Raw genomic sequence first — 24,967 nt, 5'->3', positions numbered from 1 at the left:
TTATGGCAGCTTGGCCGTGGGGTTGCTGACGTAACGCAGCAGGTATTTCTTCAGCAAGGCGTCGGGCACGCCTTTTTTATCCAGCGCTTCCAGCCGCTGGCTGAATGCATCCAGATAGCGCTGGTTCGGCGACTGTTTGCTGAAGGCGAAATAGATATCCTGTTCGGAAATCATCGGCTGCAGCGCAATGATCGCTTGCGCTTCGGGGTGGCTGCGGATGTAACCCAGGCCGAGATAGTAGCTGGAGACGAAGTAATCGATGTGGCCGAGCAATAGTTTTTGGAAATTGGTGCTCATGCTCGGCGCTTCTTCCATGGTCAGGCTGCGGCGCCAATAGGTATCGAACCCCGCGCCGAAGCTGTCGCCGGCGCTATAGCCGCCAAGATGACCGCGCAGGTCCGACCACTGCCGGAAAGGAAAGGCCCGATCCTTGCGCACGAATACCGCGATCGGATTGGGAAAGGCGCGATGGCTGGTGAATTGCAGAAACTGGCTGCGCTCCGGGGTGATGCGCAGGCTGATCAACATATCGATCTTGCCCGCCTCGGCCAGCGCCATCGCACGTTTCCATGGAAAAACCAGGGGGTGAAGCTCGACGCCGGGCGGACAGGCGCGCGTCAGCAATTCAATGCTGGCGCCGTCGTAAGCCGTGTCACTGATTGCCCAGTCGTAAGGCGGGTAATTGGGATTGGTGGCGTAGGTGATGACGACCTTGGGCGCTTGCGCCAGCGCCAGGGACGACAACAGCCCGCACAAGGCTAGCGCTAGCTTGTGCGGGCCACGGCGCATGATGGCTCTCGCCTAGCGCGACAGGAACGGCATCAGCGTATCGGCCAGAATGCGCGGGTCGAACTTGGCCACGTAGGCATCGACGCCGGCCTGGGTGCCCATCGACTTACTGGCGCTGGACGACAGCGACGAGTGCATGATGACCGGAATGCCGTTGAAGCGGGCGTCGGACTTGATCCGGCGCGTCAAACTGTAGCCGTCCATTTCCGGCATTTCCGCGTCCACCAGAATCACCTTGAGCGAATCGTGTAGGGTTTCGCCTTCGGGGAAATGGCGGCTGGCCAGAATGTTGAGCCGCTCCCAGCCCTCGCGGCCGTTGTTGGCTTGCTGGAAGCGCACGCCCATCTTCTCCAGCACCATGGTGATTTCCTTGCGCGCGATGACCGAGTCGTCGCAGAAGAACACGAATTGGTGGTCTTCCAGCCCAGCGGTGGGCATATCCGGCACGTGCGTGTCGCCGGTGACGCTGGTGAGAATCTGCTCGACGTCCAGAATCGACACCAGACTGCCGTCGGCCATTTCGGTCACCGCGGTGATCAGGCCTTGCTCCGCGCCGGCACCGCCCATGACGATGCCGTCGGGTGAGCGGATCTTCTCCCAATCGACGCGGATGATGCGGTCGACGGAATCCACCAGGAACGCATACGAGCCGCGGTTGAACTCGGTGACGATCATCGACGGATAGCGCTTGCCGGCGCGATCGGCGTCGATGAAGTGCGCCAGATTCAGTACGGGGATGATGTGGCCGCGCATCGACAGCACGCCCACCACGCCGGTGGGCATGTTCGGGGATCGGGTAATGGCCGGCGTCTGCGACACTTCGCGCACTTTGAACACGTTGATGCCAAAGACCTCACGCGTGCCGAGCGAGAACAGCAGGATCTCCATGCCGCCCGTTGTCTCGCGCATCGCGCCAGACCCCGCGACAGACGGCAGGGATGCCTCGTAAGTTTGCATAGACTCACCTTGTCAGGCTGGACGCCCGATCGTATGGAGATGGAGAAGCAAGAACTTGATTCTAAAGCAATAGGCAATGTCGATCAAATTACGCAATCGACATAAAGGACAGTGGGCATTTTTGCCGCTTGTGCTATTAGCGAGCGGGAGGGTGCGCGGCCATGCGAAATGGGTGGGCAGGGCTACATTAGCCTGAGGCGCATGCGCCGAGTTTGTGAAATTTTTTGTTTCCTTCGGAATAAATCCCCCGCGTCATTCGTTTATGCATAAGCAGCCGCGCGTCTCGCTATAAAGAAGCAACTCAAAAAGCCCGGCGTTCGGTTGGCGTTGCCTTTAGAAGCGTCACCCAAGGAGAACGAAGATGAAGCGGATTGTGTTGCTGACGGCGCTCGCGCTCGGTATGGCCTTGCCTGCCCTGGCCGAGCCGCCGCAGGTCAAGAACGGCATGATCGTCGACGACGAGGGCATGACCTTGTACACCCTCGATCGCGACAGCGCCGGTACCAGTATGTGCAATGACGGCTGTGCGATGAAATGGCCGCCGGCGATGGCCGATGCCTACGACAAGGCAAGCGGCGATTTCGGCTTGATGAAACGGGGCGATGGTATGCAATGGACGTATAAGGGCATACCGCTGTATCGCTGGTCGATGGATAAACAGGCGGGTGACGCCATGGGCGACGGCATGGCCGGCGGCATGTGGCATGCGGCCAAACCGTGAGGCGCGCGGAGGGTGAGGCGGCTCGATGAGCTTTGAGTCCGACCTGCTGGCATTGCTGCCCTATCTGCGCCGCTATGCGCGCGCGCTGACGGGGGATCCGGCTTGGGCCGACGACCTGGTGCAAGACACGTTGGAGCGGGCGTTGAGCAAGGGGCGCTGGCGCGCCGACGGTAGTCTGCGCGCCTGGCTCCTGACGCTGTTGCGCCACCGCTTCATCGATCAGCTGCGCGCGCGTCGCGAAGTGGCGACGGATTGCGACGACGCCGTCTGGCAGGATTGGGCGGCGCCGGCGGGCGAGGCGGGCGGCCTGATGCTGCGCGACGTGCAGCGCGCGCTGTACCGCTTGCCGGTCGAGCAGCGCGAGGTGTTGCTGCTGGTGGCGCTGGAAGGGCTGAGTTATCAAGAGACCGCCGCCGTGCTGGCGGTGCCGGTGGGTACCGTCATGTCGCGGCTCGCCCGGGCGCGCGAGCAGATGCGCGTGTGGCTGGACGAACCGGCGGCGCGGCCGCCGGTTTTACAGATGGTGAAGAAGGCATGAAGCAAGACGCGAATCATTCCGCCGAACAGGAGGCATCGGCTCGTTTGCTGGGCGCGCTGCTCGATGGCGAGTTGTCCGAGGCGGCGCGGGACGTGACGGAGGCGCGCGTGCGCGAGAATCCGGATGACGCCGCGCGGCTCGCGCATTACCAGGCGCAGAACCAGGCATTGCATGCTTTGTTTCCATTGCCGGCGCCCGCGCCCGCTTTGTTGCTGCAACGGCGGCCGTCGTGGCGGCAGCGCGCGTGGATCGGCGTTGGCGGCATGGCAGCGGGGCTGTTGCTGGGGTTCGGCCTATTCGCCAGCGACTGGACGGGGTTGGGCGAACCGGCCTTCGCCCGTCGCGCCGACATGGCGTATGCGGTGTACGCGCCGGAGGCGCGCCACCCGGTCGAGGTGGCGGCCAGCGACCAGGCGCATCTGGTCTCGTGGCTGTCGCGCCGGCTCGGGCGACCGTTGACGGTGCCTTCGTTCGCCGAGTACGGCTATACGTTGGTTGGGGGGCGCCTGTTGCCGGGAGATGCCGGCCCGGCGGCGCAATTCATGTATCAAAGCGGTTCGGGCGAGCGCCTGACGCTGTATGTCACGGTGTTCGATCATCGGGATGTCAATCCACAGTCCTTGCAAGGAGAGGGCCGTCGCACGTTCTACTGGGCCGACCATGGCATGGGCTATGCATTGTCCGGGCCGGGCGAGGAGCGCGCATTGAGCGAGATTGCCCAGGACGCGTGCTACGCGCTCGGCGGCCGGCCGGATAGCTGGAAAGAGGAGGTAAAGTCATGAAGCGTTTGCGTTGGCTGGGCGCCGGCCTATTGGCGCTATGCATGGTGTTGGCGGGCTGTAGCCAAGACTATTCGCCGGGGTCGAGCCCGAATAACAGCGGCTGGAACAATTCCGGCGGCGGAGGCGGTGGGCATGGCGGCTATTGATGACGTCGAGTTGGTTTTGTTTTTTGGTTAAGTTAACATCATAACGCGCTCGTCTTGAGCGCGTTCTCTATGGTCCTTTGCGGAAGGTTTTATGTTGGAGAGTGCGGCAATTCGATAACGCCGGCCGGGTTTGACGGCTGACCGTTATCACGCGTCCCTAGGTGTGCGGCGCCCGTCGGCGGCCGCGCATTCGTCACGTGTTTTGCCGAAGCTGAACCAACATGAATCTCTCCAAACCCGAGCAAAGGACGCTCCACGTCCTCGCCAAGGGCGGCCGTATCGTGCACCAGCGCGATGCGCGCGGCCATATCGCCACCATCGACTGCGTCACCCGTGAAGGCTACGTCCTGTCCGATTGCACGCTATCCGTGTTTCAGAGGCTGAAGGCCAAGCGGCTGATCGGCTCCAAAAACGGCCAGCCGTATGTGATCAACAAGGCGGGCCTACGCACGGTGCGCGGGCAGCTCGATAATCAGTAATCCTTGAGTCGCGCCGGCGGCTTTCTGCCGCCGGTTCATTGCCTGTCTCGCGTTGGTTGAGGGTTTCCATCCTGGCGTGAAATTCGTGATTTTTATTGCTATCATGGATTTCATGTTAGGAGGCGTGCCATGTCCAAACCATCAATGACTTATGCGAATGCCGCGCCCAAGCCCCGCGCCAAGCAAGAAGATAAAAAGCGGCCGGCGCAACATGCGTCCGCCGTCGTCTCGGTGCGCAAAGCGTCGGGAAGCTGGGTAAGCCGTACCCACGTGCAACCCAGCGCGGCAAAAGTGAGCGAGGCCAAGCGCAGCTTTTCACAGCAACCGTTGGATGATTTGGTGGCGAGGGTGGCCGCTGCGGTGACAGAGGTTGTCGCACAGCGCCCAGCGACCGTGGACGGCCTGGTGGATGGCCTGATGACGTCCGTGTCGCTCGACCCTGCGGCGGAGGCGCTATTGGCCTGGCATGCCCAACGGAACGCAGAAGCGCGCAAAGATTTCATCGCCAAATGCGGGGTGCTGCTCTCCGCCGATAAAGTAGCGGATGTGCTGGGCTCCGAAGCCAAGAACCGCGCCGCGCAGGCCTCGCGGTTGAAAAGCGAAAACAAGGTGCTGGTCGTTCATTTGCAGGGGCGAGATTACTTTCCCTCGTTTCAGTTGGATTTGGACAACCAGCGGCCGTACCCTGAAATGGCCGAATTGCTACTGGTATTGGCACCTGTGTACGAGCCGGGCTGGCAGGCGGCCATCTGGTTTGTGACGCCCAATGCATGGCTGGCGGGGCAAGAACCCATGGCGTTATGGCCTCGTCAGCGCCTGCGGGTGTTGGCGGCCGCGCACGCCGAGGCCGAGGTGATGGATGACTGACGAGGGTATCATCGCGCCCGTCGTCCCTGAGCCCTTATCCCCCGAAAGGCTGTTGCAACTTGATCTGGTGGCATGCGCCTTGCGTCTCGCGCCGGGGGCCTTGATGCACCACGTCTATAAAGCAGGCTATGCGCCAACTTCCTTTAATCCAGGAAAAGGTTTGGGACGTTTTCACCCCTTCGAGGACGCGTCCGGACGAGTGGTGCCGGTCTACTATGCGGCCAACAGCATCGAAGGCGCTTTTTGCGAAACGCTGTTCCGTGGTCAGGAGGCCGGCACGGGGATTAAACGTGTCACGACAACGTTGATCGATCGCTACGCGCATGCCGAAATGACCGTTACCAGGGCGTTGGTCCTGGCGGATTTGTCCGGTAGCGTGTTATCCCGCATGGGCATCCTGCGGCAAAACCTACTGGATACCGGGCCCGCGCATTACCGGTCTTCGGCGTTATGGGCGCGGGCGATTCATCATGCCTATCCGGATTTGCATGGTTTGGCATGGATTTCTCGACAGCACGACCGCAGCGAGTGCTACTTGTTGTTTGGTGATCGCGTTGCGCCAGACGCGTTGCGTCAGCGCCTTGCGACGCCGCTTGCCGCCAACGGCCGACTGAAAGCCATGGAGGTGGCTCGTACACTCGGGGTCGCGATTATCGGTTAGGCTTTGCTCTGCTCGCACGCATAAAAAGGATACGGATGGAACCCCATAACCCCTCGCTGCAAGAGCTGGCCTCGCCGGCCGGCACCTGTTTCGGCTGTGGCTGCGCCCATCCCAGCGGGCTGCATATCCAAAGCTACTGGGACGAGGACGGCAAACACGTCGTCAGTAAATACACGCCGCGGCCGGAGTTCATCGGCTGGCCTGGCCTGGTGTATGGCGGCTTTCTTGCCATGCTGGTCGATTGCCATTCCAACTGGACGGTCATGGCGCATCACTACCGCGCCGAGGGGCGCGAGCCCGGCTCGTTGCCGAAGATCGAATGCGTGACCGGCGATTTGAACATCTCGTACAAGAAACCCACGCCGATGGGGGGTGAGTTGACGTTGAAGGCCTGGGTGGAGGGCGAAGTAGGGCGCAAGACCCGCGTCATTTGCCAAATCTGGGCCGGCGACACGTTGACGGTTGAGGCGGATTCGGTGTTTGTGAAGGTGGATGCGGCGGCTTTGCGTCACGCCGCTCAAGTTTCGTAGCGTGCACTCGCCGAAGGCAGTGCACGTTTTGCGTGAGCAGAGAGGCCGTGCGTTGCTTCGCGAACGCACGCTACCTAACGGCGAGATGTGCTTTGTTAGAGATTCTCAATTGATGGGGTATCACAATGACCCGGTTAGCAACGGAAATCATCACAGCCCGTGCGGCTTTAGCATTGGTGAAGAGTGCCGATCAGATTGCGAATCGCTTGACGCGCGCAGCTATGGCCGATGTAGACACCGGCCATGTGGTCGATCATCTGGCTGTTCAAGCTTGGGTAGATAGCCTCGACACGGATAATCCTCTTCCGGTGCCGCGTTGATGGACGTGAAGTGGACCGCCAAATCGCTTGCCGATCTTGCGCGCTTGTATGAATTCCTGGCGATCATGAACAAGCAGACTGCTGCGCGTACTGTGCAAGCGTTGACCACCGCACCGGTTGCGCCCGACGCATCGGGAGACCCAGTCGCGTAGCGTGCACTCGCCGGAGGCAGTGCACGTTTTGCGTGAGCAGGGAGGCCGTGCGTTGCTTCGCGAACGCACGCTACCCATTGTGGTGAGTCAGTCCAGACCGCGGCGCATCAACGGCGCCACGTGCATGGCGAAGCGTTGTTTCTCGTAGAACGGAATCGCTTCCGGGCGGGCGTCGAGGAATAGGGCGCTCATGCGCCGCGTGCGCGCGTCGGCTTCGGCGTAGTCGAGCAGCGTTTGGCCGATGCCGCTTTGGCGGCAGGTTTCGTCCACCACCAAATCGTCGATGTGCAGGTGCAGGCCGCGCGCCAGCGTGTGCACCGGACGCATGCCCATGACCGCGATCGGCCGGTTGTCACGGAAGGCGGCCACCAGTTCGTAGCCGTGCCGGCTTTGCAGCTCCACTTGGCTGAGAAAGGCGGCCTCGTCCAGACGGGTGCGCAGCTGCGCGACGACGGGCCAGGCAAGCGGCCATTCTGCGGGCGCCAGTCGGCGGATTTCCATGCAAATCTCCAGGGTGTGAATGAGTGAGAGGTATCGATTATGACATGACGATACCTCTCGGCGCACCTATTTGCCTAAACAGGCGATCAAGGCGCTAGCCCTGGTCCGACTTCAAGGTGCCACCGGTCGCCCAGGCGTTCTTGGGCACTTCGGTAATGATGATTTCCACGCTGTTGAGCGGGCAGGCCAGCGTTTCCACCGCCACCTTGGTGACTTCGCGCACGAAATCGCGTTTTTGATCTTCGCTGCGGCCCGGATGCATGGTCAGGTGTAGTAACGGCATGTGAATTCTCCTCAGTTTGCGCGCCCCATGGCGTCGCCATGTCGTTGACTTTATTCCGCGGCATTGTGTTGATAAATGGCGTTATAGTTCGGTCATTGAAAACCCATAGGTTCTGAATGATGGATAAGCTGGCCAGCATGGCGATGTTCGTCAAAGTGGTGGACTGCGGCAGTTTCACCGCCGCGGCCGACGCCTGCGGCATCTCCGCCACAATGGTGGGCAAATATGTCCGCGCGGCGGAGGCGCGTCTGGGCGCGCGGCTGCTGCATCGAACCACGCGGCGGCAGACGCTGACCGAGGTGGGGGCGCTGTATTACGAGCGCTGCAAGCAGGCGCTGGCGGAGGTTGAGCTGGCGGAGCGCGCGGGGATCGAACTGCAAAGCCAGCCGCGCGGGCGCTTGCGCATGGTGGCGCCGGTGAGTTTCGGCACGGCGCAGCTGACGCCGGCCATCGCGGATTTTTTGGCGCGCTATCCGGAGGTGCAGGTTGAGCTGACGCTGGATAACGGCCGCCCGGATCTGATCGGCGGCGGCTTCGAGTTGGGGATTCAGATTGGCGCGGTATTCGACGGCGCGCTGGTGGCGCGTCCGCTGCGGCCCTATCGGCGCATCATGGCGGCGAGCCCGGATTATGTGGCGCGCCATGGCTTGCCGGCGCATCCGGACGAGCTCGAACGGCACGCCTGTCTAGGATTGACCTACTGGCGCCATCACGATGCCTGGCGGCTGACCGGACCCGACGGGGCGTATGTCGAGGTCCGGGCCAATGGCCGCTTCAGCGCCAATCAAGGCGAGGCGCTACGCCAGGCGGCGCTCGGCGGCATCGGTATCGTGCTGCAGCCGGAGGTGCTGCTGGCCGGCGATCTGGCCGCCGGGCGGCTCATGCCGGTTTTGCCCGGTTGGGCCTATGTACCGACGCCGATGCACTTGGTCTACGCCCAAGACCGCCGGCCGAGCGCGACATTGCGGGCGATGGCCGACTTCCTGCTAGAACGCTTCGGCTAGCGTACGCTCTGCAGATACGCCGTCACCGCCTGGATGTCGCTTTCCTTCAAGGTTTTGATGATCTCCTGCATCGCCACGGCGGCGGGGCGCTGGTTGGTGCCGAACACGTGCAGTTGCTTGGTCAGATACTCGGCGTGCTGCCCGGCCAGGCGCGGCGCGATGGCCGTGCCCTCGGCGTTGGCGCCATGGCAGCTGGCGCAGGCCGGCGTGCCGGCGGCGGGGTTGCCGTTCTGATACAGCTGCTTGCCAGCGTTGGCTAGCGCGTCATCCACCGGCGCCGGGTTGGGTTCGGGTTTTTGCGTCGAGAAATACCGCGCCAGGCCCTCGATGGTAGCGTCGTCGAGCGCGGCGGTCATGCCCCACATATAGTCGTGCGCGGCCCGGTCGTGGCGGGACTTGTTGCGGAAGGCCTGCAATTGCTGCAGCAAGTAATCGTATTGCTGGCCGGCCAGACGAGGAAACATCGGTTGCGTGCTGTTGCCGCTGACGGTATGGCAGTTGGCGCACCATTGCCGCGCCAGGTCCTCCCCAGTGTCTGCCGCATGCGTCTGCCAAGCGGCCGAGAGGGCAATCAGGCACAGAGCGAAGCGTATCTTCATGATCATCCCCTTTAGAACGCTAGCCAGGTATACAGATAGGTAATGTTGTTGTCGCGCGCGTTGCGCCCGTTGCCGTCGTAGTTGCTCGACGTGCCGAGGTACTTGTTATAGCCGGTGTATTGCAGGCCGAGGCGCCACCATGGCTGCAGCATGTAGTCCAGTTCGACGATGTAGCCTCGCGTGTCCGGCACGCCACCGCTGGTAGCGGCTTTGGTGTAGATGGCCGCGTCGGTTGAGCCGCTGGTTTTGAACATGCCGAGCGTCAGGCCGTATTTGCGCTGGTACCAGTACGACACCTTGCCCTGCAAACTGTCGAGGTTGTCGCTGGTGTTATTGGCGCCGGCGGCCGGGTCCCAATTGACGCGTTCATGAATCAACGACCACTGTGTGGTGATGACGTGTGGGTCGGTCAGGTATTGGTACTGGAAGTCCACCCCCTGATCCAGGTAGCGGTTGGTCGGCGAGCCGCTTTGCGTCGGGTCGGTGTTGACGTGTGCTTGCATGCCGAAGGTGCCGACCGATAGCGAGTGCGGTCCCCAGTCGTTGTTCCAGGCGAAGCGCCAGTAGGGGTTGGTGCCCTCCAGCCGGTTGCTGATGGTGACGTCGTGACTGAGTATGCCGTACAGGCCTTCCGCCGCTTGGTAGTTGCCCAACTCTAGATACCAATGCTTGTTGAGGAAGGCATAGGCGCTCAGCCCCGCCACTTGGTGCGCCAACGCGCCATTGAGCAGCGGCGTGTATTGCGTGCTGGTGCCCCAGGTGCCGGCCAGGCCGGAGGTCTGGTAGGGATAGCCGAAGGCCGGCGTCGTGTTCCACACGTCCTGCACGGTCGGATTGTTGTTCAGGCTCACGCCGTAGATCAGATCCAGATCCTGTTTGGCGATATGGTCGACCACGCGGATGTCGTTATTGTCGACGGCGAACGAGCCGGTGTAGCGCGTCGAGCCATCTGCGTTGGTGGACGGCGTGATGTTGTTGTAGGTCCATTGCGAGAACAGACCGAGGTGATCGCTGATGCGTCCGGCGGCGAAGATGCTGCCGGCCTCGATGGTCGGCTCGCCGTTGCGGCTAAAGGCCGGGTTGCCGCCGGTGTTGCTCGCGCGCGTGTCCGAGACGATCGCCATGGCGGAGACGGGGAACAGCTGCGTGGTGCCGAGTGTGTAGCCGGAGAGTTTGAACAGCCGACCGAAGGGGGTTAGCTCGGGGAAACTGATATGGCAGGCTTCGCAGGCCTCGCCGGTTTGGCGGGCGAATGCTGGCAGCGCCGACGCCGATGACAGCCACCCCAGCAAGCACAAGGTTAGGAGCACGAAAACAGACCGGCCGTTTCTTATTCTCATGATGCACCTCGAGTTTTATTAATACTGGTTAGAACAGTTCAAGTTAGTATTAACCGAAGCGTAATGGCGGTTTACTTCTATGACAAGACCATGAATGGCGTCTGTTGATATGTATCAAGCTTAATTGATGTGTCACGTAACTCAAGGACGAGATGACGGCGCGGTGCGCAAGGACAGGGCGTTGCTTCTCGCGTCAGGCATGTCTACGATGGCCGTGATGTCGATTTTGGATGATCTCGCTATGACGGTAGGTTTTCAGGGGTTTGTCCCGCGCAGTTTGACGTTCCTGTCGCAGGTGCGGCAGGAGAACAGCAAGGAGTGGTTCGACGCCCATCGCGCCGAGTATGAAACGACGCTGCTCGAACCGTTTCGGGCCTTGGTGGATGAACTCGGCATCGCCATGCTGGCGATCGACGATCTTTTCGAAATCCGTCCGGCGATCGGCAAGACGCTGTCGCGCATTCATCGCGACACGCGTTTTTCCCATGACAAGTCGCGCTACCGCAGCAATATGTGGCTGACCTTCAAGCGCTACCGCAAGGACTGGACCGACGCGCCGACGTATTTTTTCGAGCTGTATCCGGACGGCTGGCGTTTTGGCCTGGGGTACTACAGCGCCAGCCGCGACACAATGACGCTGTTTCGCCAGACGATGCGGGACAATCCCGAGCGTTTTCTCAAGGTGGCTTCCTGCCTCGGCACGACCTTCGACGTCGAGGGCGAGCGCTATAAACGGCCGTTGATCAAGGATCAGCCCGAGGCTTTGGCGCGCTGGTACAACTGCAAGTCGTTCGCCGCCATCGCCAACCGTACCGATATGGGCACGGCGTTCAGCGGCGAACTGGTGACCACGCTGACGCAGGGATTCATGCAGCTTGCGCCGCTCTACCATTATTTGATGCACATCGAGGCAATGAAGCGCGCCGCCCTCTGATGAATCGGACCGTAGCGTGCGTTCGCATGGCAACGCACGTGCCAACAGACATGGATAAGGAGTATGTGGTGTTCAAAGGCATTTTGATTGAGAAGGACGACGCCGGTTACCGCGCGTCGCTGCAACACATCGATGAAGCGCAATTGCCCGAGGGCGATGTCACGGTGCGCGTCAGCCACTCGACGCTGAACTACAAGGACGGCTTGGCGATCACCGGCAAGGGGCCGGTGGTGCGCAAATTCCCGATGGTGCCGGGCGTCGATTTGGCCGGGGTAGTCGAGACCTCGTCGCACGCCGATTACCGCCCCGGCGACCGGGTGCTGCTCAACGGCTGGGGTGTCGGGGAGACGCATTGGGGCGGTCTGGCGCAGAAGGCGCGGCTCAACGGCGACTGGCTGGTGCCGCTGCCGGCGGCGTTTTCACCGCAACAGGCGATGGCGATCGGCACCGCCGGCTATACCGCGATGCTGTGCGTGATGGCGTTGGAACGCCACGGCGTGACGCCGTCCGCTGGCGAGATCGTGGTGACCGGCGCGGCCGGCGGCGTCGGCAGCGTGGCCATCGCCTTGCTCAGCCACCTGGGCTACCGGGTGGTGGCGGTGACCGGACGCACAGGGGACGCCGACTATCTGCATGGCCTGGGCGCGGCGGAAGTGCTCGACCGCGCGCCCTTCGCCGTGCCGGGCAAGCCGCTGGGCAAGGAGCGCTGGGCCGGGGCGGTCGACGTGGTGGGCGGCCATGTGTTGGCCAATATTTGTGCCGCGACCCGCTATCGCGGTGTGGTGGCTGCCTGCGGTTTGGCGGGCGGGATGGATTTCCCGGCCACGGTGGCGCCGTTCATTCTGCGCGGTGTGACCTTGGCCGGCATCGACAGCGTCATGTGCCCGCGCGCGGAACGGCTGGAAGCGTGGCGCCGCTTGGCGATGGATCTGGACCTGAGCCGGCTGGGCGCGATCAGCCACGAAGTCGGGCTCGGCGAGGCCATTGCGCTGGCGCCGAAACTGCTGGCCGGCCAGGTGCGCGGCCGCGTGGTGGTGGACGTCAACCGTGTGTAGGGCGTAATCGCCGCGCAACGCGCGGCATTGCGCCAACGCCGCCACGGGCGGGACCAGGAGCTACCGCTGTGGTACTAGTGCGCGCGCGCCACAATCGACTTGCGCCGATGCGACGCTTTTCTCCGCGATTGCGAAAGACATGATGCAACGCAACAATCTTTGTCCGTCAAGTGCTTATCCTCGCCTTGACGCTATCGGAGAGGCATTCCGGTAGCGATTATCTTTGTGAGGTCATCATGACGTACCAAGAAGAGCTGTATGCGTTTCTGCAAGCGCAACTCGAGTTGCAGCGCGCTCTGGAGCAGGTTCACGGCGAAGGCGAACATGCCCTGATCGACGACGAGCTCTAAGCGATCGTCGCTATCCAGAGGGAGCCGGACAGTATCCACTGTCCGGCTCTTCGCGTTTCTGGCGGGCACGCCAGATGGGTGTGAGGGAGAGGGTGGACAATTTTCTTTAACGCCAAGGTCATTGATTCTATTATTTGCTATGCCAAGGGTATTTTTGTGCGGATATTGGGACTATTAATGAGATAATAATAAGTCACAGCTATAATTTGTCATGTTCGCTTAACACAAAGTGTGAAAATGCCTATCGACGATCAACCTAAAGTGTCGGCCTTCTTTGCCTCGTCCGTGCACGACATGAAAAACTCGCTAGGCATGCTGAGCGGCTTGCTGGAAAAGGTGTTGGCGCGCCATTCCGAAAGCGATTTCTCCGACTATCATGACCTCACGGCCATGCTGTACGAGACGCGGCGGCTCAATAGCGATCTGATGCACCTGCTGACGCTGTATAAGCTCGATCTGCAGCGCTACCCATTCCAATCCCAGAGCGTGCAGCTCGCCGAGTTTCTGGACGATTTGCAGGCGCAAAACGACCGCTTGCTGGTGGCGCGCGGCATCGAGCTGTCGTGCCGGCTGGCGGACGCGTCGCTGGAGTGGCACTTCGACGAGGATCTGGTGCTGGGCGTGATCAACCACGCGGTGAACAACGCCAGCAATTACACCCAAGGCCGCATCCTGGTCAGCGTCGACGTCGTCGACGGCATGCTGGAGATCCGCGTCGAGGACGACGGCGGCGGCTATCCGCCGTTCATGCTGACGGGAGAGGCGGGGCCGTCTGGCGTGGACTTTACCCGCGGCAGCACCGGGCTTGGCCTGTTTTTCGCCACCACGGTGTTGGCACTGCATAAAAACAAGGGCCGTAGCGGTTGCCTGCAACTGGAAAACGGCGGTCACCTCGGCGGTGGCGTGTTCATTGTAAAAATCCCCTGAACATAAGGGCTCACGGCGATGGCCGACACGATTCAAGATTTTTCCTCCTTCCGTTCCCTGGTCATCGACGATTTCGGCGCCATGCGCACCATGCTGGCCGATATGCTGAAGAGCTACGGCGCGCGGTCGATCGACATGGCTGCCAATGGCCGCGAGGCGGTGTCGCAACTGTCCACCCGCCAGTACGACATCGTGCTGTGCGACTTCAACCTCGGACCCGGCAAGAACGGCCAGCAATTGCTGGAGGAAGCCAAGTTCCGCAACTGGATCAGCCCGACCTGCGCATGGATGATGATTACCGCTGAGCAGACGCCCGATTCGGTGCACGGCGCGGTCGAGTATCAACCCGACGGCTATCTGATCAAGCCGGTCAATGCCGGGCTGTTGCATCAGCGCTTGGGGCGGGTCTTGGCCCGCAAGAGCGTTTTTGCCGACATCGACGTCAAGCTGCGGCGCAAGGATGTGCGCGGCGCGCTGGCGAAATGCGATGAAAAGATCAAACAGGAAAAACAATACGCCAGCGAACTATTGCGCTGGAAAGCGCAGATGCTGGTGTCGATCGGCGATTTCGAGCCGGCGCGCGCCTTGCTCGAAGAGGTGCTGAAGGGCCGCGATCTGGCCTGGGCGCGGGTCGCCCTGGCGGAAGTCATGCAGTACGAAGGCGATTATCACGGCAGCTGCCAGCTGCTCAAACAAGTGATCGACGAGCTGCCGGCCCATGTCCGCGCCTACGATCTGCTGGCCGTGGCGCAAGAGAAGCTAGGCCAGTTCGAACAGGCTCGCAAAACGCTGGAAAGCGCCGCCCGGCTGTCACCCAACTCGCCGGTGCGGCAGAAGAACATGGGCGAGCTGGCGCTGCGCTGCGGCGACACCGAAACCGCCGAGGCGTCTTTCCGCAAGAGCATGACAGTGGGACAGCACTCGGTGCTGAAAACGCCCGACAGCTATATCGGCTTGGCGCACATCATCGGCGGACGCCACCAGACCGAGGAGGCCGCGCGCCTGCTCGGCACGCTGCCGCAGGTGTTCGAGGACGCGGCCGTGCACATCCGCGCCAAGGCGGTGGAGGGGCTGATCTATCAGCAAAACGGCATGGCCGAGCAGGCGGAGCAGTCGGCGGTGGCGGTGAGCGAGATGATGAAAAAGGCCGCCTTGCATCACGACACCAAGGCCAGTATGGAGACCGCTGCGCTGTTCTTCCAGACCGGCCGCAAGGAAGCGGCGGTGGCGCTGCTGTCCGACGTGGTGCGCAATAACCCGGATGACCAGGCCTTGCTCGCGCGCGTCTCTAAAACCTACAGCGACGCCGGCTTGCACGAAGAGGGCATGAAGTGGGTGAAGGCGGCGCGCGACGAAGCGACGGCGCTGATGAACGAGGGCGTGCTGCTGGCGCGCGACCGCAAGCTCCCCGAGGCGGTGGCGTCGATGCGCCGCGCGGTGGCGGCGATGCCGGCCAACGTGCGCGTGCTGGTGAACTGTGGCCACGTGATGATGTTGTCGCTGGAACAGCGCGACGACCCGCAGCTGCGGCGCGAGGCGGTCGAGGTGTTGATGACCGCCTTGTCGCTGGCGCCTGGAGATAAGCGCTGCGCCAAGTTGTTGGCGCAGCTGGGGGCGTTGAACTAAGGGTTGGGTAGCGTGCGTTCGCGAAGCAACGCACGACCTCAGTGGGTGCACAGGCCGTTCAGCGCCGGCCCGTGCGCGTGCTGACGTCGATCCAGACCGCGAGGACCAGAATGCTGCCCTTGACGATCATTTGCCAGAACGTATCGACGTCCAGCATCGACATGCCGTTGTCGAGGCTCGCCATCACCAGCGCGCCGATCAGCGCGCCGTAGACGGTGCCTGAGCCGCCTCGCATCGAGGTGCCGCCGATAAAACAGGCGGCGATGGCATCCAGCTCACCCGACGTGCCGGCCGACGGCGATCCCGCCGCCAGGCGGGCGGTATTGACGAGACCCGCCAGCGCGCACATCAGACCCATGATGCCGAAAATCCACAATTTCACCGCTTTCACGTTGACGCCGGAGAGCCGCGTGGCCTCCATATTGCTGCCCACGGCGTAGATGCGGCGGCCGAATACGGTCTGTGACGTGACGTAGGAAAAAATACCCAGTAGCGCCAGCAACAGCAGCACCGGCACCGGGATGCCGTCGTAGCTGTCGAGCGTGCGCACGAATAAAAGCAGGATCGCGCCGATGACCGCGAGCCGGACGACATCGCGCCACAGTGGCGCGGCCGGCAAGTTGTGGCGTTTGCGGTTGCCGCGCTGACGCCAGGTGAGCACGAGCGCCAGCGCCAACAAGGCGAATCCGAGCGCGCTGCCGAGCCAGGCCGGCAGATAGCCCTGTCCGATCGCCACGAGGTTGTCGGAAACCGGCGCGATGGTCAGCCCGCCGGTCACGCCAAGCAGAATGCCGCGAAACGCCAGCATGCCGCCGAGGCCGACGATAAAAGAGGGAATGCCGAGATAGGCGGTCATGTAGCCGTTGCACAGCCCGATCAGCAGACCCAGCGCCAGCACACAAATCAGTGTCAGCGGCAGGCTGATGCCGTGCAAGACATCGAGCACCGCGGCCACGCCGCCGAGCAAGCCGAGCAGCGACCCCACCGACAAGTCGATCTCGCCGGAAATGATCACCAGCACCATCCCGCAGGCCAGAATGCCGGTGACCGACATTTGCCGCAGCAAGTTCGAGATGTTGCGCGCGGAAATGAAATCCCCTTGCGTCTGCCACGAAAAGAACGACCAGATGATGGCGATCGCGATCAACAACGCCAACACTTTATATTGGCCGAACAGCTGTTTGATATTGAGTTCTTTCATACGGACTCCATGTTCACGCGCTCACTGGGGGGCGTTGCCGACGCGATGTCGCCGCCAACGCGCGCGGCCGGATCGATCGCAGCCGCCAGTACGGTTTCCTGGCTCAGATTGTCGTTGATGAAATTGCCGCGCAGCACTCCTTCGCCCATGACCAGCACTCGGTCCGAGACACTGAGCACTTCGGCCATTTCGGACGACACCATGATGATGGAAATGCCCTGCGTGGCCAGCTCGACAATCAGGCGGTAGATCTCTGCTTTGGCGCCCACGTCGACGCCTCGGGTCGGCTCGTCGAGAATGAGGATTTTCGGCCGCGTGAGCAGCATCTTCGAAAGCACGGCTTTTTGCTGGTTGCCGCCCGACAGGCTGGTGATCGGCAGGAAGGGATTCGCGGTTTTCAGCTTCAACCGTCCGATCTCGTCGCGGATGGTTTCCAGCTCGGCCTCGGCATCGATGCGCGTGTGGCGCGTGTAAGCCTTGAGCACCGCGAGCGTGATGTTCTGGCCGACGCTGAGGTCGGGCACGATGCCGTGCCGCTTTCTATCCTCGGGCACCATGCACAGGCCATGGCGTATCGCCGCGACGGGGCTCGACGCATCGATGCGCTTGCCGCCCATGCGCACCTCGGCCTGGTAATGACCGGGGTAGGCGCCAAAGAGCGCGGACACGAGTTCCGTGCGCCCGGCGCCGACCAGGCCGGCGATGCCGAGAATCTCGCCTTGCCGCAGCTCGAACGACACATCGTCCACGCGCTTGCGCTGGGGATTGTCGAGGTCGAGACAGGTGACATGACGAGCCTCGAAGACGGTTTCGCCGATCGGGTGCTGCTGTTTCGGATAGAGCGCGGTCAGCTCGCGTCCGACCATCTGCGCGATGATGCGGTCGACGTTAAGTTCGCTCATCGGCGTCGTGGCGATATGCTGCCCGTCGCGGATGACCGCGACGGTGTCGCAGATAGCGACGACTTCCTCCAGCTTGTGCGAAATGTAGACGCAGGCCACGCCTTTCTTCTTCAGCCCGCGGATGATGTCGAGCAGCACGCTGATTTCGGACGCGGTCAGCGACGAGGAGGGCTCGTCGAGAATCAGCAGCTTGGCTTGCTTATTGAGCGCCTTGGCGATTTCCACCAGTTGCTGATGGCCGCCGCCGAGGTTCATGACGGGCATCGCCACATTGATCTCGGGCATGCCCAGCTCGGTCATCAGCTCGCTGGCGCGCTTGTACATGGCGGGGTAGTCGAGACGGCCGCCGAAGCGCTTGATCTCGTGCCCGAGAAAGATGTTTTCCGCCACCGACAGCTCCGGCACCAGCATCAGTTCCTGATGAATGATGATGATGCCGGCGGCTTCGGTCTCGCGGATGGCGTGCGCCTTGAGCGGCTGCCGCTCCCACAGGATCTCGCCTTCCCAGGTGCCATACGGATAGACGGCCGATAGCACCTTCATCAGGGTGGACTTGCCGGCGCCGTTTTCGCCGCACAGGCCTAGGCATTCGCCGGCTCGGATTCGGATATCGATACCGTTGAGGGCGCGCACGCCGTCAAACGATTTGACGATTCCCTTCATTTCCATCAAATAGTCGGACATATCGACTCTCACTCAGTGGCTTATGGCGAGTGCGCATTGGCGCGCCGCGGCCGGCCGGCTCGATAGGCCGGCCGTGCGCGCAAGCCGCACTCGATCCGAGAGAACGATTATTGGCCGAGTTGAGCCTGGGTATAGAAGCCGTCCTTCACCAGAATATTGACGTTGCTCTTCGTCAGCACCGTGGGGGTCAACAGTACGGTATTGACCTTCTTGGCGCCATTGTCATAGACCGCGTTGTACTTGGGTTTGACGTTGCGGACCAAGTCGACGGCCAATTTGGCGGCTTCCGTGGCGATGAGCTTCAGCGGCTTGTAAACGGTCATCGCCTGCGTGCCGGCAATCACGCGCTTGACGGCGGCGAGGTCGGCATCCTGCCCGGATACCGGCACCTTGCCCGACAGCTGTTGCGCGGCCAGCGCCTGGATCGCGCCGCCGGCGGTGCCGTCGTTGGAGGCGACGATCGCGTCGATATTGTTGTTGTTGGCCGTCAGGGCGTTTTCAATGATGGACAGCGCCTCGGTCGGGTTCCAATCGCGCACCCATTGCTGGCCGACGATCTTGATCGCGCCTTTGTCGACGTAGGGCTTGAGCACCTTCATCTGGCCTTCGCGCAGCATCTTGGCGTTATTGTCGGTCGGAGAGCCGCCGAGCAGGTAATAGCGGCCTTGCGGCTTGAGTTTGACGATTTCGCCGGCTTGCATTTCGCCGACCTTCTCGTTATCGAACGAGATGTAACTGTCGATATCGGCGTTCAGGATCAGGCGATCGTAGGAGATCACCTTGATGCCGGCCTTTTTGGCTTCCTTAATGGTATTGGTCAGTACCGTCGAGTTGAACGGCACGATCACGATGGCGTCGACGCCGCGGGAAATCAGGTTTTCGATCTGGGAAATCTGCCGTTGCTCACTGGCGTCGGCGGATTGCACATAAACCGTGGCGCCGAGCTTTCCGGCGGCCGCCACGAAGAAATCGCGGTCGCGCGCCCAGCGTTCCACGCGCAGATCGTCGATGGAAAAACCGATCTTGGGATGGGTTGCGTCGGCTCTGGCCGACACGCTCCACAATGACATGACCGCGACGGAAACCACGGCTAATACGGCTTGTTTGGCAAACTTTTGCATTTGATGTTGCTCCTGTGTTGGTATGGTTTGCGTGACGCGCCGCGCGGTTGGCTTGTTCTTCCGCGCCCTCGCCACATTTCAACGACAGCTCCCTACAGCAACAGGCGTTGAGCCGGTCTCCCCACCGGCTTCGCCATCAGTTCAAACCGCGAACAACGGTTGCAATTGCCGATACAGGCGCTGGAACGTCTCGCGCCGTTCGGCATACAGCCGATGCCGGCCAGCATCGGGTTCGAACGTATCGATGCGCCGCGGCACCGGGCATATCTCGGCAAGCGGGGCGGGCTCGCCGGTATGCATGGCCATGCCGAGACGCGCCAGGCGCGCCGCGCCGAGCGCCGGTCCAACATCGCCGCCCTCGCGCCGGGTCAGCGCGCATCCGGTAATGTCCGCCAGCATCTGCGCCCAATACGCGCTACGCGATCCGCCGCCGATGAGCGTGATGTCGGCGGCCACGAGCCCGGTTGCGGCCACCGCCTCGATGCCGTCGCACAGACCGAAGCCGACCCCTTCCAGCGTGGCGCGCGCAAGGTCGGCGCGTACCGTGGCGGCGTTCAAACCAAAGAAGACACCTTGTGCGTTCGGATCGTTGTGCGGCGTGCGTTCCCCACTCAGATACGGTAGAAACAGCGGCGCGGCGCGGTTGGGCAAGCCGTCTTCATGGCGCTCGGCGTCGGCCAGCAGCGCGGGCACGTCGGCGTAGCCGGTCAGGCGGGCGGTAAAGTCCAGGCAGGCCGCCGCCGACAGCATGACCGACATCAGATGCCAGGTGCTGGGCAAGGCATGGCAGAAGCTGTGCACGGCGCGCTCGGGGTTGGCGAGAAAGCCGTCGCTGGCGGCAAAGTAAACTCCCGATGTGCCGAGCGACAGCATGGCTTGTCCGGGGCGGACGATGCCGACGCCGATGGCCCCCGCCGCGTTGTCGCCGGCGCCGGCGACCACCGGCACAGGCGCAAGCCCCCAGCGCCGCGCGATCGCCGGGTCGAGCGATCCCGTGATCTGCGGCCCTTCATGGAGCGACGGCATGTGCGATCGCGTCAGGCCGGTGGCCGCGAGCAACGCGTCGCTCCAATCGCGCCGCGCGACATCGAGCCACATCGTGCCGGCGGCATCGGACATGTCGCTGGCGTAGACGCCGGTCAGGCGGAAGCGCAGCCAGTCCTTGGGCAGCAAGACCTTGGCGATGCGCTCGAACACCTTCGGTTCGTGGCGCGCCAGCCACAGCAGTTTGGGCGCGGTAAACCCCGGCATCATGATGTTGCCGGTGATGGCGCGCGACTGCGGCACGCGTTGCTCGAGTTCGGCGCACTCGGCGAATGAGCGGCCGTCGTTCCAGAGGATGGCCGGCCGCAGCACCTCGCCGTCGGCGTCGAGCACCGTGGCGCCATGCATCTGCCCGGTCAGCCCGATCGCCTCGATGGCCGATGGATCAGCCCCCCCGGCCCGCGCCGATGCCAGCAGCGCGACGACCGCTTCCTCGGTCGCGCGCCACCAGTCGGCCGGCGCCTGCTCGCGCCACAGGCCGCAGCCGGCAGGCTGCGGCAGTAGCGACAAGGCGGCGCTGGCGCTGGCGATCACATGATCGCCACGATCCAGCAGGATCGCTTTCACCCCGGATGTGCCGAGGTCGATTCCCATGAACATGGCGGCTCCCGATTAACCGTAAATGGCCCGGGTGACAAGATTTTCCAGCATTTCCTGGCGGCCGCTGACCGGCTGCGGGTCCAGGTTGCGCCGTTTGGCCGTTTCCGCCAAATCGCTGAGCTGGAGTTTGCCGGCCAAAATGTCGCGGCCGAAATCGCCGTCCCAGCCGGCGTAACGCTGCGCCTTGAATTGTGCCAGCACGTCGTTTTCGATCAGCCCCGCCGCGCGTTCGAGCGCCAGCGCCAGGACGTCCATCGCGCCGACATGGCCGTGGAACAGGTCGATGCCGTCGATGCTTTGGCGGCGCACCTTGGCGTCGAAGTTGAAGCCGCCGTTGCCGAGCCCGCCCGCTTTCAGAATCTCGTACAGCACGACGGTCATTTCTTCCACGCTGTTCGGGAACTGGTCGGTATCCCAGCCGTTTTGCATGTCGCCGCGGTTGGCGTCGACGCTGCCGAGGATGCCCAGCGAGGCCGCGGTGGCGATTTCGTGTTGGAAGCTGTGGCCGGCCAGGGTGGCGTGGTTGGCCTCGATATTGAGCTTGATCTCTTTTTCCAGCCCGAATTGCTTGAGGAAGCCGTAAACCGTGGCGGTGTCGTAGTCGTACTGATGCTTGCTGGGTTCTTGCGGTTTGGGCTCGATCAGCAGCGTGCCGCCGAAACCGATCTTGTGCTTGTGCTCGACCACCATGCTCATGAAGCGGCCGAACTGCTCGCGCTCGCGCTTCAGATCGGTGTTCAACAGCGTGTCGTAGCCCTCGCGTCCGCCCCACAGCACGTAGTTGTCGCCGCCCAGACGCAGGGTGGCGTTCATGGCGGTCATCACCTGGGCCGCGGCGTAAGCGAAGACGTCGGGGTCGGGGTTGGTTGCCGCACCGGCGGCATAGCGCGGGTGGCTGAATAGATTGGCGGTACCCCACAGCAAACGCATGCCGGTTTCGGCTTGCTTGCGTTCGAGCACGTCGACCATCGCGGCCATATTGCTCAGGTATTCGTTGACGTTGGCGCCGCCGGGCGCGACGTCGGCATCGTGGAAGGTGTAGAAGCCGATGCCGAGCTTGGTGAAAAATTCGAACGCCGCGTCGGCTTTCGCGCGGGCCAGCGCCATTTCATCGCCCGGCGTGCGCCACGGGCGGTGGAACGTGCCCGGGCCGAACATGTCGCTGCCTTCCCAGACGAACGTGTGCCAATAGCAGGCGGCAAAGCGCAGATGTTCCTTCATGGATTTGCCGAGCACGCGTTTGTCGGCGTCGTAATGTCGAAAAGCCAGAGGCGAGGTCGTAGCGGCACCCTCGAAGCGGACGGATTCGACGTTGGGGAAGTAAACCATTTCCAGGCTCCTTTGGTTTCATGCTCAAGCCTTCCCACGCGAGCCAGACGCCCGCGTGCAGGACAAGGCCTTCTCGTCCCCGGTGCCGAAACGCGCATTTTGGCGGCCGCCAGCTCTCCAGTATCGGGGGTGGTGCCATACTAGCAATCCGCTTCGAGCGGTCACAATTATGAAATCCGCCAATCGTCATAGCGTTTATCTTTGTTGCAACCGCAAAATCGATCCAAACCGGCACGAAGCTGCATACAATCGCTAAAACGTACGAGGCCTCGACGCAAGGAGGAGCCCATGAGCGAGACGCAGTCGTCGTATCGTGTTGCGTTGCTGTTCAACGCCAACAAGATTTACGACAGGGAAATCATCACCGGCATCGGCGACTATCTGCGCAGCACGCGCACCGGTTGGGATCTGTTTCTGGAGGAGGATTACCGTTGCCGGCTCAACGGTATCGAACGTTGGCAGGGCCATGGCATCATCGCCGACTTTGACGACCCCGAGGTCAGCGCGGCGCTGGCGCGCAGCCAACTGCCGGTCGTCGCCGTCGGCGGATCGTATGCCGATGAGAGCGACTACCCGGATAAGGTGCCCTATGTGGCGACCGACAATTTCAAGCTGGTGAAACTGGCGCTCGACCATCTGATCGAGTCCGGCTTGCAACGCTTCGCTTGTTTCAGCTTGCCGGCGGCGCCCACCAACCGCTGGGCGCAGGAGCGCGAGAAGGCGTTCGAGTTCCGCATGCGGCAAGAGGGACTGGAGTGCCATATCTATCGTGGCGAAAAAACCTATGCGCCGTCGTGGGAGACGACCGTTAGGCAACAGATGGAGTGGCTGCAAAGCCTGCCCAAGCCGATCGGCATCGTCGCGGTGACCGACGCGCGCGCGCTGCAGCTGCTGCAGGCCTGCCTGAGCGCCGACATCGCCGTGCCGGAGCAGGTCGCGCTGATCGGCATCGACAACGATCCGCTGGCCCGCACCCTGACGCGCATCCCCTTGAGCTCGGTCGCGCAAGGCACCCATGAAATGGGCATGACCGCGGCGCACCTGATGCATCGCATGCTGCATGGCGTGCAGCTCGACCCGACCCGCATCGTCATCCCGCCGGCCGGCATCAACGTCATGGCCTCAAGCCGCCATGAGCCGGCCAATCACCCCTATGTGATGAAGGCGCGGCATTTCATCCGTTTGCACGCCTGTCACGGCATTCGCACCGAGCAGGTCGCCGATTATGTCGGCGTGTCGCGCTCGTCGCTCGAAATGTATTTCCGCCGCAGCCGCGGGCACAGCGTGCACGACGAAATTTTGCATTTCAAACTGGCGGCGGCGCAGCAGCTGTTGCGCGACGAAAACCTGAGCATCGCCGAAATTGCGATCCGCTGCGGGTTTTCGTCGATGCAGTACATGCATGCGGTATTCAAGCGCGAACTCGGCTGTACGCCGCGCGGTTATCAGGAACAACTCGCCCTCTCTTCGGACGAGCCGGCGCACCCCCTCAACGAGACAGGGCAATAAACATGATCTCGAACGATCCTATGCATTCCACGCTTTCCCGGCATGAGACCATCCGACAGGCGCCGGCAGGCAGAAACTACAGCTATTACACGTTAAGCAACGCTCACGACAGCCGCGTCGTGATCAGCGATCTTGGCGCGAACCTGATTTCGTGGTTTGCGCGCGACCGCTACGGGCGCGTGCAGGACATTCTGCTGGGTTACCCCGATGTGACGGGGTACGAAACCAATCCGGTGTATTTCGGCGGTTTGATCGGGCGCTGGGCCAACCGTATCGAGGCCGCGCGCTTTTCGCTCGATGGCGTCGAATATCGCGTCGACAGCAACGAGGGGCGCAACCATCTGCATGGCGGCGACGCGGGTTTTCATCTCGCGCTGTGGGACGCGGAACGGGATGGCGATGGCTTGCTGATGAAATACGTCTCGCATGAGGGGGATGGCGGCTTTCCCGGCACGGTGAGGGTGGCCGTGCGCTATTGCCTCGACGATCAGGATGCGTTGACCATCGACTTTAGCGCGACCTCCGATGCGCCGACGCCGATCAATCTCACGTCGCACCCGTATTTCAATCTCAATGGCGGAACGGCGGATATCTATGACCATATTCTGTCCATCGAGGCCGACAGCTATTTGACGATCGATGCGTCCGCGATCCCGACCGGGCGCGCCGAGGTATCGGGCAGCGCCTTCGATTTTCGGCAGCCGGCGCCGATCGGGCCGCGGCTGGCTTGGCCCGATCCGCAGCTGAAGCTGGGGCATGGCTTCGATCATTGCTATTGCCTGCCGCCGCTACTGAACGAAGCCGAACCGCGCGAGGTGGCCACGGTGTTCGACCCCGGCTCCGGACGGCAGCTGACGGTGGCGACGACGGCGCCGGGGCTGCAATTCTACAGCGGCAATTTTCTCGATGGCGTCCAGGGGCGGAAGCCCGACCCCTATCGCAAGCACGACGGGTTTTGTCTTGAGGCGCAGGCGTTTCCGAACCAGATCAACGGTCCGGACAAAGAGGCGGTGATC

Annotated in this window: 28 protein-coding genes; 17 read left to right on the top strand and 11 right to left on the bottom strand. The window is 62.4% G+C overall.

What is annotated here, in order from left to right; genetic code table 11:
- Together JOZ06_RS06225 and JOZ06_RS06220 are read right to left on the bottom strand one after the other, a co-directional pair.
- Complete coding sequence (locus tag JOZ06_RS06225) at nucleotides 1-789, bottom strand: transporter substrate-binding domain-containing protein (RefSeq protein ID WP_293230111.1); 789 nt, start codon at nucleotides 787-789, stop codon at nucleotides 1-3.
- Nucleotides 790-801: 12 nt separating this feature from the next.
- Nucleotides 802-1,746 (bottom strand): chemotaxis protein, encoded by a 945-nt coding sequence (locus tag JOZ06_RS06220; protein WP_293230109.1) that lies wholly within the window; start codon nucleotides 1,744-1,746, stop codon nucleotides 802-804.
- Nucleotides 1,747-2,107: 361 nt separating this feature from the next.
- On the opposite strand from JOZ06_RS06220, the gene JOZ06_RS06215 reads away from it, so the two are divergent.
- The 10 genes from JOZ06_RS06215 to JOZ06_RS06170 all read left to right on the top strand — a co-directional run bounded on the left by JOZ06_RS06215 (nucleotide 2,108) and on the right by JOZ06_RS06170 (nucleotide 6,942).
- Nucleotides 2,108-2,467: a hypothetical protein gene (locus tag JOZ06_RS06215; protein WP_293230106.1), complete on the top strand. Its 360-nt coding sequence runs from the start codon at nucleotides 2,108-2,110 to the stop codon at nucleotides 2,465-2,467.
- Between the two features lie 25 nt (nucleotides 2,468-2,492).
- Entirely contained in the window at nucleotides 2,493-3,005 is a 513-nt protein-coding gene (locus JOZ06_RS06210; RefSeq protein ID WP_293230103.1) for a sigma-70 family RNA polymerase sigma factor, read from the top strand.
- The gene (locus tag JOZ06_RS06205; protein ID WP_293230100.1) at nucleotides 3,002-3,787 is read left to right on the top strand and encodes an anti-sigma factor; all 786 of its coding nucleotides are present in this window, start codon (nucleotides 3,002-3,004) and stop codon (nucleotides 3,785-3,787) included. Before JOZ06_RS06210 ends, JOZ06_RS06205 begins: the two co-directional genes overlap by 4 nt.
- The gene (locus JOZ06_RS06200) at nucleotides 3,784-3,933 is read left to right on the top strand and encodes a hypothetical protein (RefSeq protein WP_293230097.1); all 150 of its coding nucleotides are present in this window, start codon (nucleotides 3,784-3,786) and stop codon (nucleotides 3,931-3,933) included. The genes JOZ06_RS06205 and JOZ06_RS06200 overlap by 4 nt, the downstream gene beginning before the upstream one ends.
- Nucleotides 3,934-4,154: 221 nt before the next feature.
- Nucleotides 4,155-4,412 (top strand): YjhX family toxin, encoded by a 258-nt coding sequence (locus JOZ06_RS06195; protein ID WP_293230094.1) that lies wholly within the window; start codon nucleotides 4,155-4,157, stop codon nucleotides 4,410-4,412.
- Between the two features lie 129 nt (nucleotides 4,413-4,541).
- The gene (locus JOZ06_RS06190) at nucleotides 4,542-5,279 is read left to right on the top strand and encodes a hypothetical protein (protein ID WP_293230091.1); all 738 of its coding nucleotides are present in this window, start codon (nucleotides 4,542-4,544) and stop codon (nucleotides 5,277-5,279) included.
- Nucleotides 5,272-5,940 (top strand): RES family NAD+ phosphorylase, encoded by a 669-nt coding sequence (locus JOZ06_RS06185; protein WP_293230088.1) that lies wholly within the window; start codon nucleotides 5,272-5,274, stop codon nucleotides 5,938-5,940. The genes JOZ06_RS06190 and JOZ06_RS06185 overlap by 8 nt, the downstream gene beginning before the upstream one ends.
- Before the next feature lie 35 nt (nucleotides 5,941-5,975).
- Nucleotides 5,976-6,470, top strand: a complete 495-nt coding sequence (locus tag JOZ06_RS06180) for a PaaI family thioesterase (protein ID WP_293230085.1) — start codon at nucleotides 5,976-5,978, stop codon at nucleotides 6,468-6,470.
- A gap of 125 nt (nucleotides 6,471-6,595) precedes the next feature.
- Nucleotides 6,596-6,790 (top strand): hypothetical protein, encoded by a 195-nt coding sequence (locus JOZ06_RS06175; protein ID WP_293230082.1) that lies wholly within the window; start codon nucleotides 6,596-6,598, stop codon nucleotides 6,788-6,790.
- Entirely contained in the window at nucleotides 6,790-6,942 is a 153-nt protein-coding gene (locus JOZ06_RS06170) for a type II toxin-antitoxin system RelE/ParE family toxin (protein WP_293230080.1), read from the top strand. The genes JOZ06_RS06175 and JOZ06_RS06170 overlap by 1 nt, the downstream gene beginning before the upstream one ends.
- Nucleotides 6,943-7,029: 87 nt before the next feature.
- On the opposite strand, the gene JOZ06_RS06165 is transcribed toward JOZ06_RS06170, so the two are convergent.
- Entirely contained in the window at nucleotides 7,030-7,443 is a 414-nt protein-coding gene (locus JOZ06_RS06165; protein WP_293230077.1) for a GNAT family N-acetyltransferase, read from the bottom strand.
- Nucleotides 7,444-7,537: 94 nt separating this feature from the next.
- Entirely contained in the window at nucleotides 7,538-7,732 is a 195-nt protein-coding gene (locus JOZ06_RS06160; protein ID WP_293230113.1) for a 4-oxalocrotonate tautomerase, read from the bottom strand.
- Between the two features lie 110 nt (nucleotides 7,733-7,842).
- Here JOZ06_RS06160 and JOZ06_RS06155 point away from each other — a divergent pair, with 110 nt between their 5' ends.
- A complete protein-coding gene (locus tag JOZ06_RS06155; RefSeq protein WP_293230075.1) occupies nucleotides 7,843-8,730 on the top strand; it encodes a LysR family transcriptional regulator in 888 nt (295 codons plus the stop codon).
- Here JOZ06_RS06155 and JOZ06_RS06150 read toward each other — a convergent pair.
- Both JOZ06_RS06150 and JOZ06_RS06145 read right to left on the bottom strand, forming a co-directional pair.
- A complete protein-coding gene (locus JOZ06_RS06150) occupies nucleotides 8,727-9,329 on the bottom strand; it encodes a c-type cytochrome (RefSeq protein WP_293230072.1) in 603 nt (200 codons plus the stop codon). The two genes, JOZ06_RS06155 and JOZ06_RS06150, sit on opposite strands and share 4 nt — an antisense overlap.
- Before the next feature lie 11 nt (nucleotides 9,330-9,340).
- On the bottom strand, nucleotides 9,341-10,669 hold the full coding sequence (locus tag JOZ06_RS06145) for a hypothetical protein (protein WP_293230069.1): 1,329 nt from the start codon (nucleotides 10,667-10,669) through the stop codon (nucleotides 9,341-9,343).
- 199 nt (nucleotides 10,670-10,868) lie between these two features.
- Between JOZ06_RS06145 and JOZ06_RS06140 the strand changes: the two genes are divergently transcribed.
- The 4 genes from JOZ06_RS06140 to JOZ06_RS06125 all read left to right on the top strand — a co-directional run bounded on the left by JOZ06_RS06140 (nucleotide 10,869) and on the right by JOZ06_RS06125 (nucleotide 15,561).
- Nucleotides 10,869-11,603 (top strand): DUF2461 domain-containing protein, encoded by a 735-nt coding sequence (locus JOZ06_RS06140; protein WP_293230067.1) that lies wholly within the window; start codon nucleotides 10,869-10,871, stop codon nucleotides 11,601-11,603.
- Between the two features lie 50 nt (nucleotides 11,604-11,653).
- Nucleotides 11,654-12,658, top strand: coding sequence for an MDR family oxidoreductase (locus JOZ06_RS06135; RefSeq protein ID WP_293230064.1), 1,005 nt, complete (start codon nucleotides 11,654-11,656; stop codon nucleotides 12,656-12,658).
- Nucleotides 12,659-13,245: 587 nt separating this feature from the next.
- Nucleotides 13,246-13,935 carry a HAMP domain-containing sensor histidine kinase gene (locus JOZ06_RS06130; protein ID WP_293230062.1) on the top strand — a complete coding sequence of 230 codons (690 nt, stop codon included), beginning with the start codon at nucleotides 13,246-13,248 and terminating at the stop codon, nucleotides 13,933-13,935.
- 18 nt (nucleotides 13,936-13,953) lie between these two features.
- Complete coding sequence (locus JOZ06_RS06125) at nucleotides 13,954-15,561, top strand: tetratricopeptide repeat-containing response regulator (protein ID WP_293230059.1); 1,608 nt, start codon at nucleotides 13,954-13,956, stop codon at nucleotides 15,559-15,561.
- A gap of 58 nt (nucleotides 15,562-15,619) precedes the next feature.
- Here the strand turns inward: JOZ06_RS06125 and JOZ06_RS06120 are convergent, their stop codons facing one another.
- The 5 genes from JOZ06_RS06120 to xylA all read right to left on the bottom strand — a co-directional run bounded on the left by JOZ06_RS06120 (nucleotide 15,620) and on the right by xylA (nucleotide 22,442).
- Entirely contained in the window at nucleotides 15,620-16,762 is a 1,143-nt protein-coding gene (locus JOZ06_RS06120) for a sugar ABC transporter permease (protein ID WP_293230057.1), read from the bottom strand.
- Nucleotides 16,759-18,348 (bottom strand): D-xylose ABC transporter ATP-binding protein, encoded by a 1,590-nt coding sequence (xylG, locus tag JOZ06_RS06115; protein WP_293230055.1) that lies wholly within the window; start codon nucleotides 18,346-18,348, stop codon nucleotides 16,759-16,761. The genes JOZ06_RS06120 and xylG overlap by 4 nt, the downstream gene beginning before the upstream one ends.
- A 107-nt stretch (nucleotides 18,349-18,455) precedes the next feature.
- On the bottom strand, nucleotides 18,456-19,469 hold the full coding sequence (gene xylF, locus JOZ06_RS06110) for a D-xylose ABC transporter substrate-binding protein (protein WP_293230052.1): 1,014 nt from the start codon (nucleotides 19,467-19,469) through the stop codon (nucleotides 18,456-18,458).
- Nucleotides 19,470-19,610: 141 nt separating this feature from the next.
- On the bottom strand, nucleotides 19,611-21,113 hold the full coding sequence (gene xylB / locus JOZ06_RS06105) for a xylulokinase (protein WP_293230049.1): 1,503 nt from the start codon (nucleotides 21,111-21,113) through the stop codon (nucleotides 19,611-19,613).
- A 12-nt stretch (nucleotides 21,114-21,125) separates the two neighbouring features.
- Nucleotides 21,126-22,442, bottom strand: coding sequence for a xylose isomerase (gene xylA / locus JOZ06_RS06100; protein ID WP_293230046.1), 1,317 nt, complete (start codon nucleotides 22,440-22,442; stop codon nucleotides 21,126-21,128).
- Nucleotides 22,443-22,730: 288 nt separating this feature from the next.
- Here xylA and JOZ06_RS06095 point away from each other — a divergent pair, with 288 nt between their 5' ends.
- Entirely contained in the window at nucleotides 22,731-23,951 is a 1,221-nt protein-coding gene (locus tag JOZ06_RS06095) for a DNA-binding transcriptional regulator (RefSeq protein ID WP_293230043.1), read from the top strand.
- A gap of 20 nt (nucleotides 23,952-23,971) precedes the next feature.
- On the top strand, nucleotides 23,972-24,967 hold a 996-nt coding region (locus JOZ06_RS06090; protein WP_293230040.1), incomplete at its 3' end, for an aldose epimerase family protein.

Source organism: Paludibacterium sp. (assembly GCF_019232825.1).
Lineage (GTDB): Bacteria > Pseudomonadota > Gammaproteobacteria > Burkholderiales > Chromobacteriaceae > Paludibacterium.
The sequence above is the reverse complement of the archived record's forward strand: the minus strand, read 5'-3'. Positions and strand labels throughout refer to the sequence as shown.

Coding starts and splice junctions, on each gene's coding strand:
- xylA (WP_293230046.1), bottom strand. CDS start 22,442: ATGGTTTACTTCCCCAACGTCGAATCCGTCCGCTTCGAGGGTGCCGCT.
- JOZ06_RS06170 (WP_293230080.1), top strand. CDS start 6,790: ATGGACGTGAAGTGGACCGCCAAATCGCTTGCCGATCTTGCGCGCTTG.
- JOZ06_RS06225 (WP_293230111.1), bottom strand. CDS start 789: ATGCGCCGTGGCCCGCACAAGCTAGCGCTAGCCTTGTGCGGGCTGTTG.
- JOZ06_RS06130 (WP_293230062.1), top strand. CDS start 13,246: ATGCCTATCGACGATCAACCTAAAGTGTCGGCCTTCTTTGCCTCGTCC.
- JOZ06_RS06180 (WP_293230085.1), top strand. CDS start 5,976: ATGGAACCCCATAACCCCTCGCTGCAAGAGCTGGCCTCGCCGGCCGGC.
- JOZ06_RS06140 (WP_293230067.1), top strand. CDS start 10,869: ATGTCTACGATGGCCGTGATGTCGATTTTGGATGATCTCGCTATGACG.
- JOZ06_RS06175 (WP_293230082.1), top strand. CDS start 6,596: ATGACCCGGTTAGCAACGGAAATCATCACAGCCCGTGCGGCTTTAGCA.
- JOZ06_RS06200 (WP_293230097.1), top strand. CDS start 3,784: ATGAAGCGTTTGCGTTGGCTGGGCGCCGGCCTATTGGCGCTATGCATG.
- JOZ06_RS06120 (WP_293230057.1), bottom strand. CDS start 16,762: ATGAAAGAACTCAATATCAAACAGCTGTTCGGCCAATATAAAGTGTTG.
- JOZ06_RS06095 (WP_293230043.1), top strand. CDS start 22,731: ATGAGCGAGACGCAGTCGTCGTATCGTGTTGCGTTGCTGTTCAACGCC.
- JOZ06_RS06125 (WP_293230059.1), top strand. CDS start 13,954: ATGGCCGACACGATTCAAGATTTTTCCTCCTTCCGTTCCCTGGTCATC.
- JOZ06_RS06165 (WP_293230077.1), bottom strand. CDS start 7,443: ATGGAAATCCGCCGACTGGCGCCCGCAGAATGGCCGCTTGCCTGGCCC.
- xylG (WP_293230055.1), bottom strand. CDS start 18,348: ATGTCCGACTATTTGATGGAAATGAAGGGAATCGTCAAATCGTTTGAC.
- JOZ06_RS06205 (WP_293230100.1), top strand. CDS start 3,002: ATGAAGCAAGACGCGAATCATTCCGCCGAACAGGAGGCATCGGCTCGT.
- JOZ06_RS06145 (WP_293230069.1), bottom strand. CDS start 10,669: ATGAGAATAAGAAACGGCCGGTCTGTTTTCGTGCTCCTAACCTTGTGC.
- xylF (WP_293230052.1), bottom strand. CDS start 19,469: ATGCAAAAGTTTGCCAAACAAGCCGTATTAGCCGTGGTTTCCGTCGCG.
- JOZ06_RS06135 (WP_293230064.1), top strand. CDS start 11,654: ATGGATAAGGAGTATGTGGTGTTCAAAGGCATTTTGATTGAGAAGGAC.
- JOZ06_RS06155 (WP_293230075.1), top strand. CDS start 7,843: ATGATGGATAAGCTGGCCAGCATGGCGATGTTCGTCAAAGTGGTGGAC.
- JOZ06_RS06195 (WP_293230094.1), top strand. CDS start 4,155: ATGAATCTCTCCAAACCCGAGCAAAGGACGCTCCACGTCCTCGCCAAG.
- xylB (WP_293230049.1), bottom strand. CDS start 21,113: ATGTTCATGGGAATCGACCTCGGCACATCCGGGGTGAAAGCGATCCTG.
- JOZ06_RS06210 (WP_293230103.1), top strand. CDS start 2,493: ATGAGCTTTGAGTCCGACCTGCTGGCATTGCTGCCCTATCTGCGCCGC.
- JOZ06_RS06190 (WP_293230091.1), top strand. CDS start 4,542: ATGTCCAAACCATCAATGACTTATGCGAATGCCGCGCCCAAGCCCCGC.
- JOZ06_RS06220 (WP_293230109.1), bottom strand. CDS start 1,746: ATGCAAACTTACGAGGCATCCCTGCCGTCTGTCGCGGGGTCTGGCGCG.
- JOZ06_RS06215 (WP_293230106.1), top strand. CDS start 2,108: ATGAAGCGGATTGTGTTGCTGACGGCGCTCGCGCTCGGTATGGCCTTG.
- JOZ06_RS06150 (WP_293230072.1), bottom strand. CDS start 9,329: ATGAAGATACGCTTCGCTCTGTGCCTGATTGCCCTCTCGGCCGCTTGG.
- JOZ06_RS06185 (WP_293230088.1), top strand. CDS start 5,272: ATGACTGACGAGGGTATCATCGCGCCCGTCGTCCCTGAGCCCTTATCC.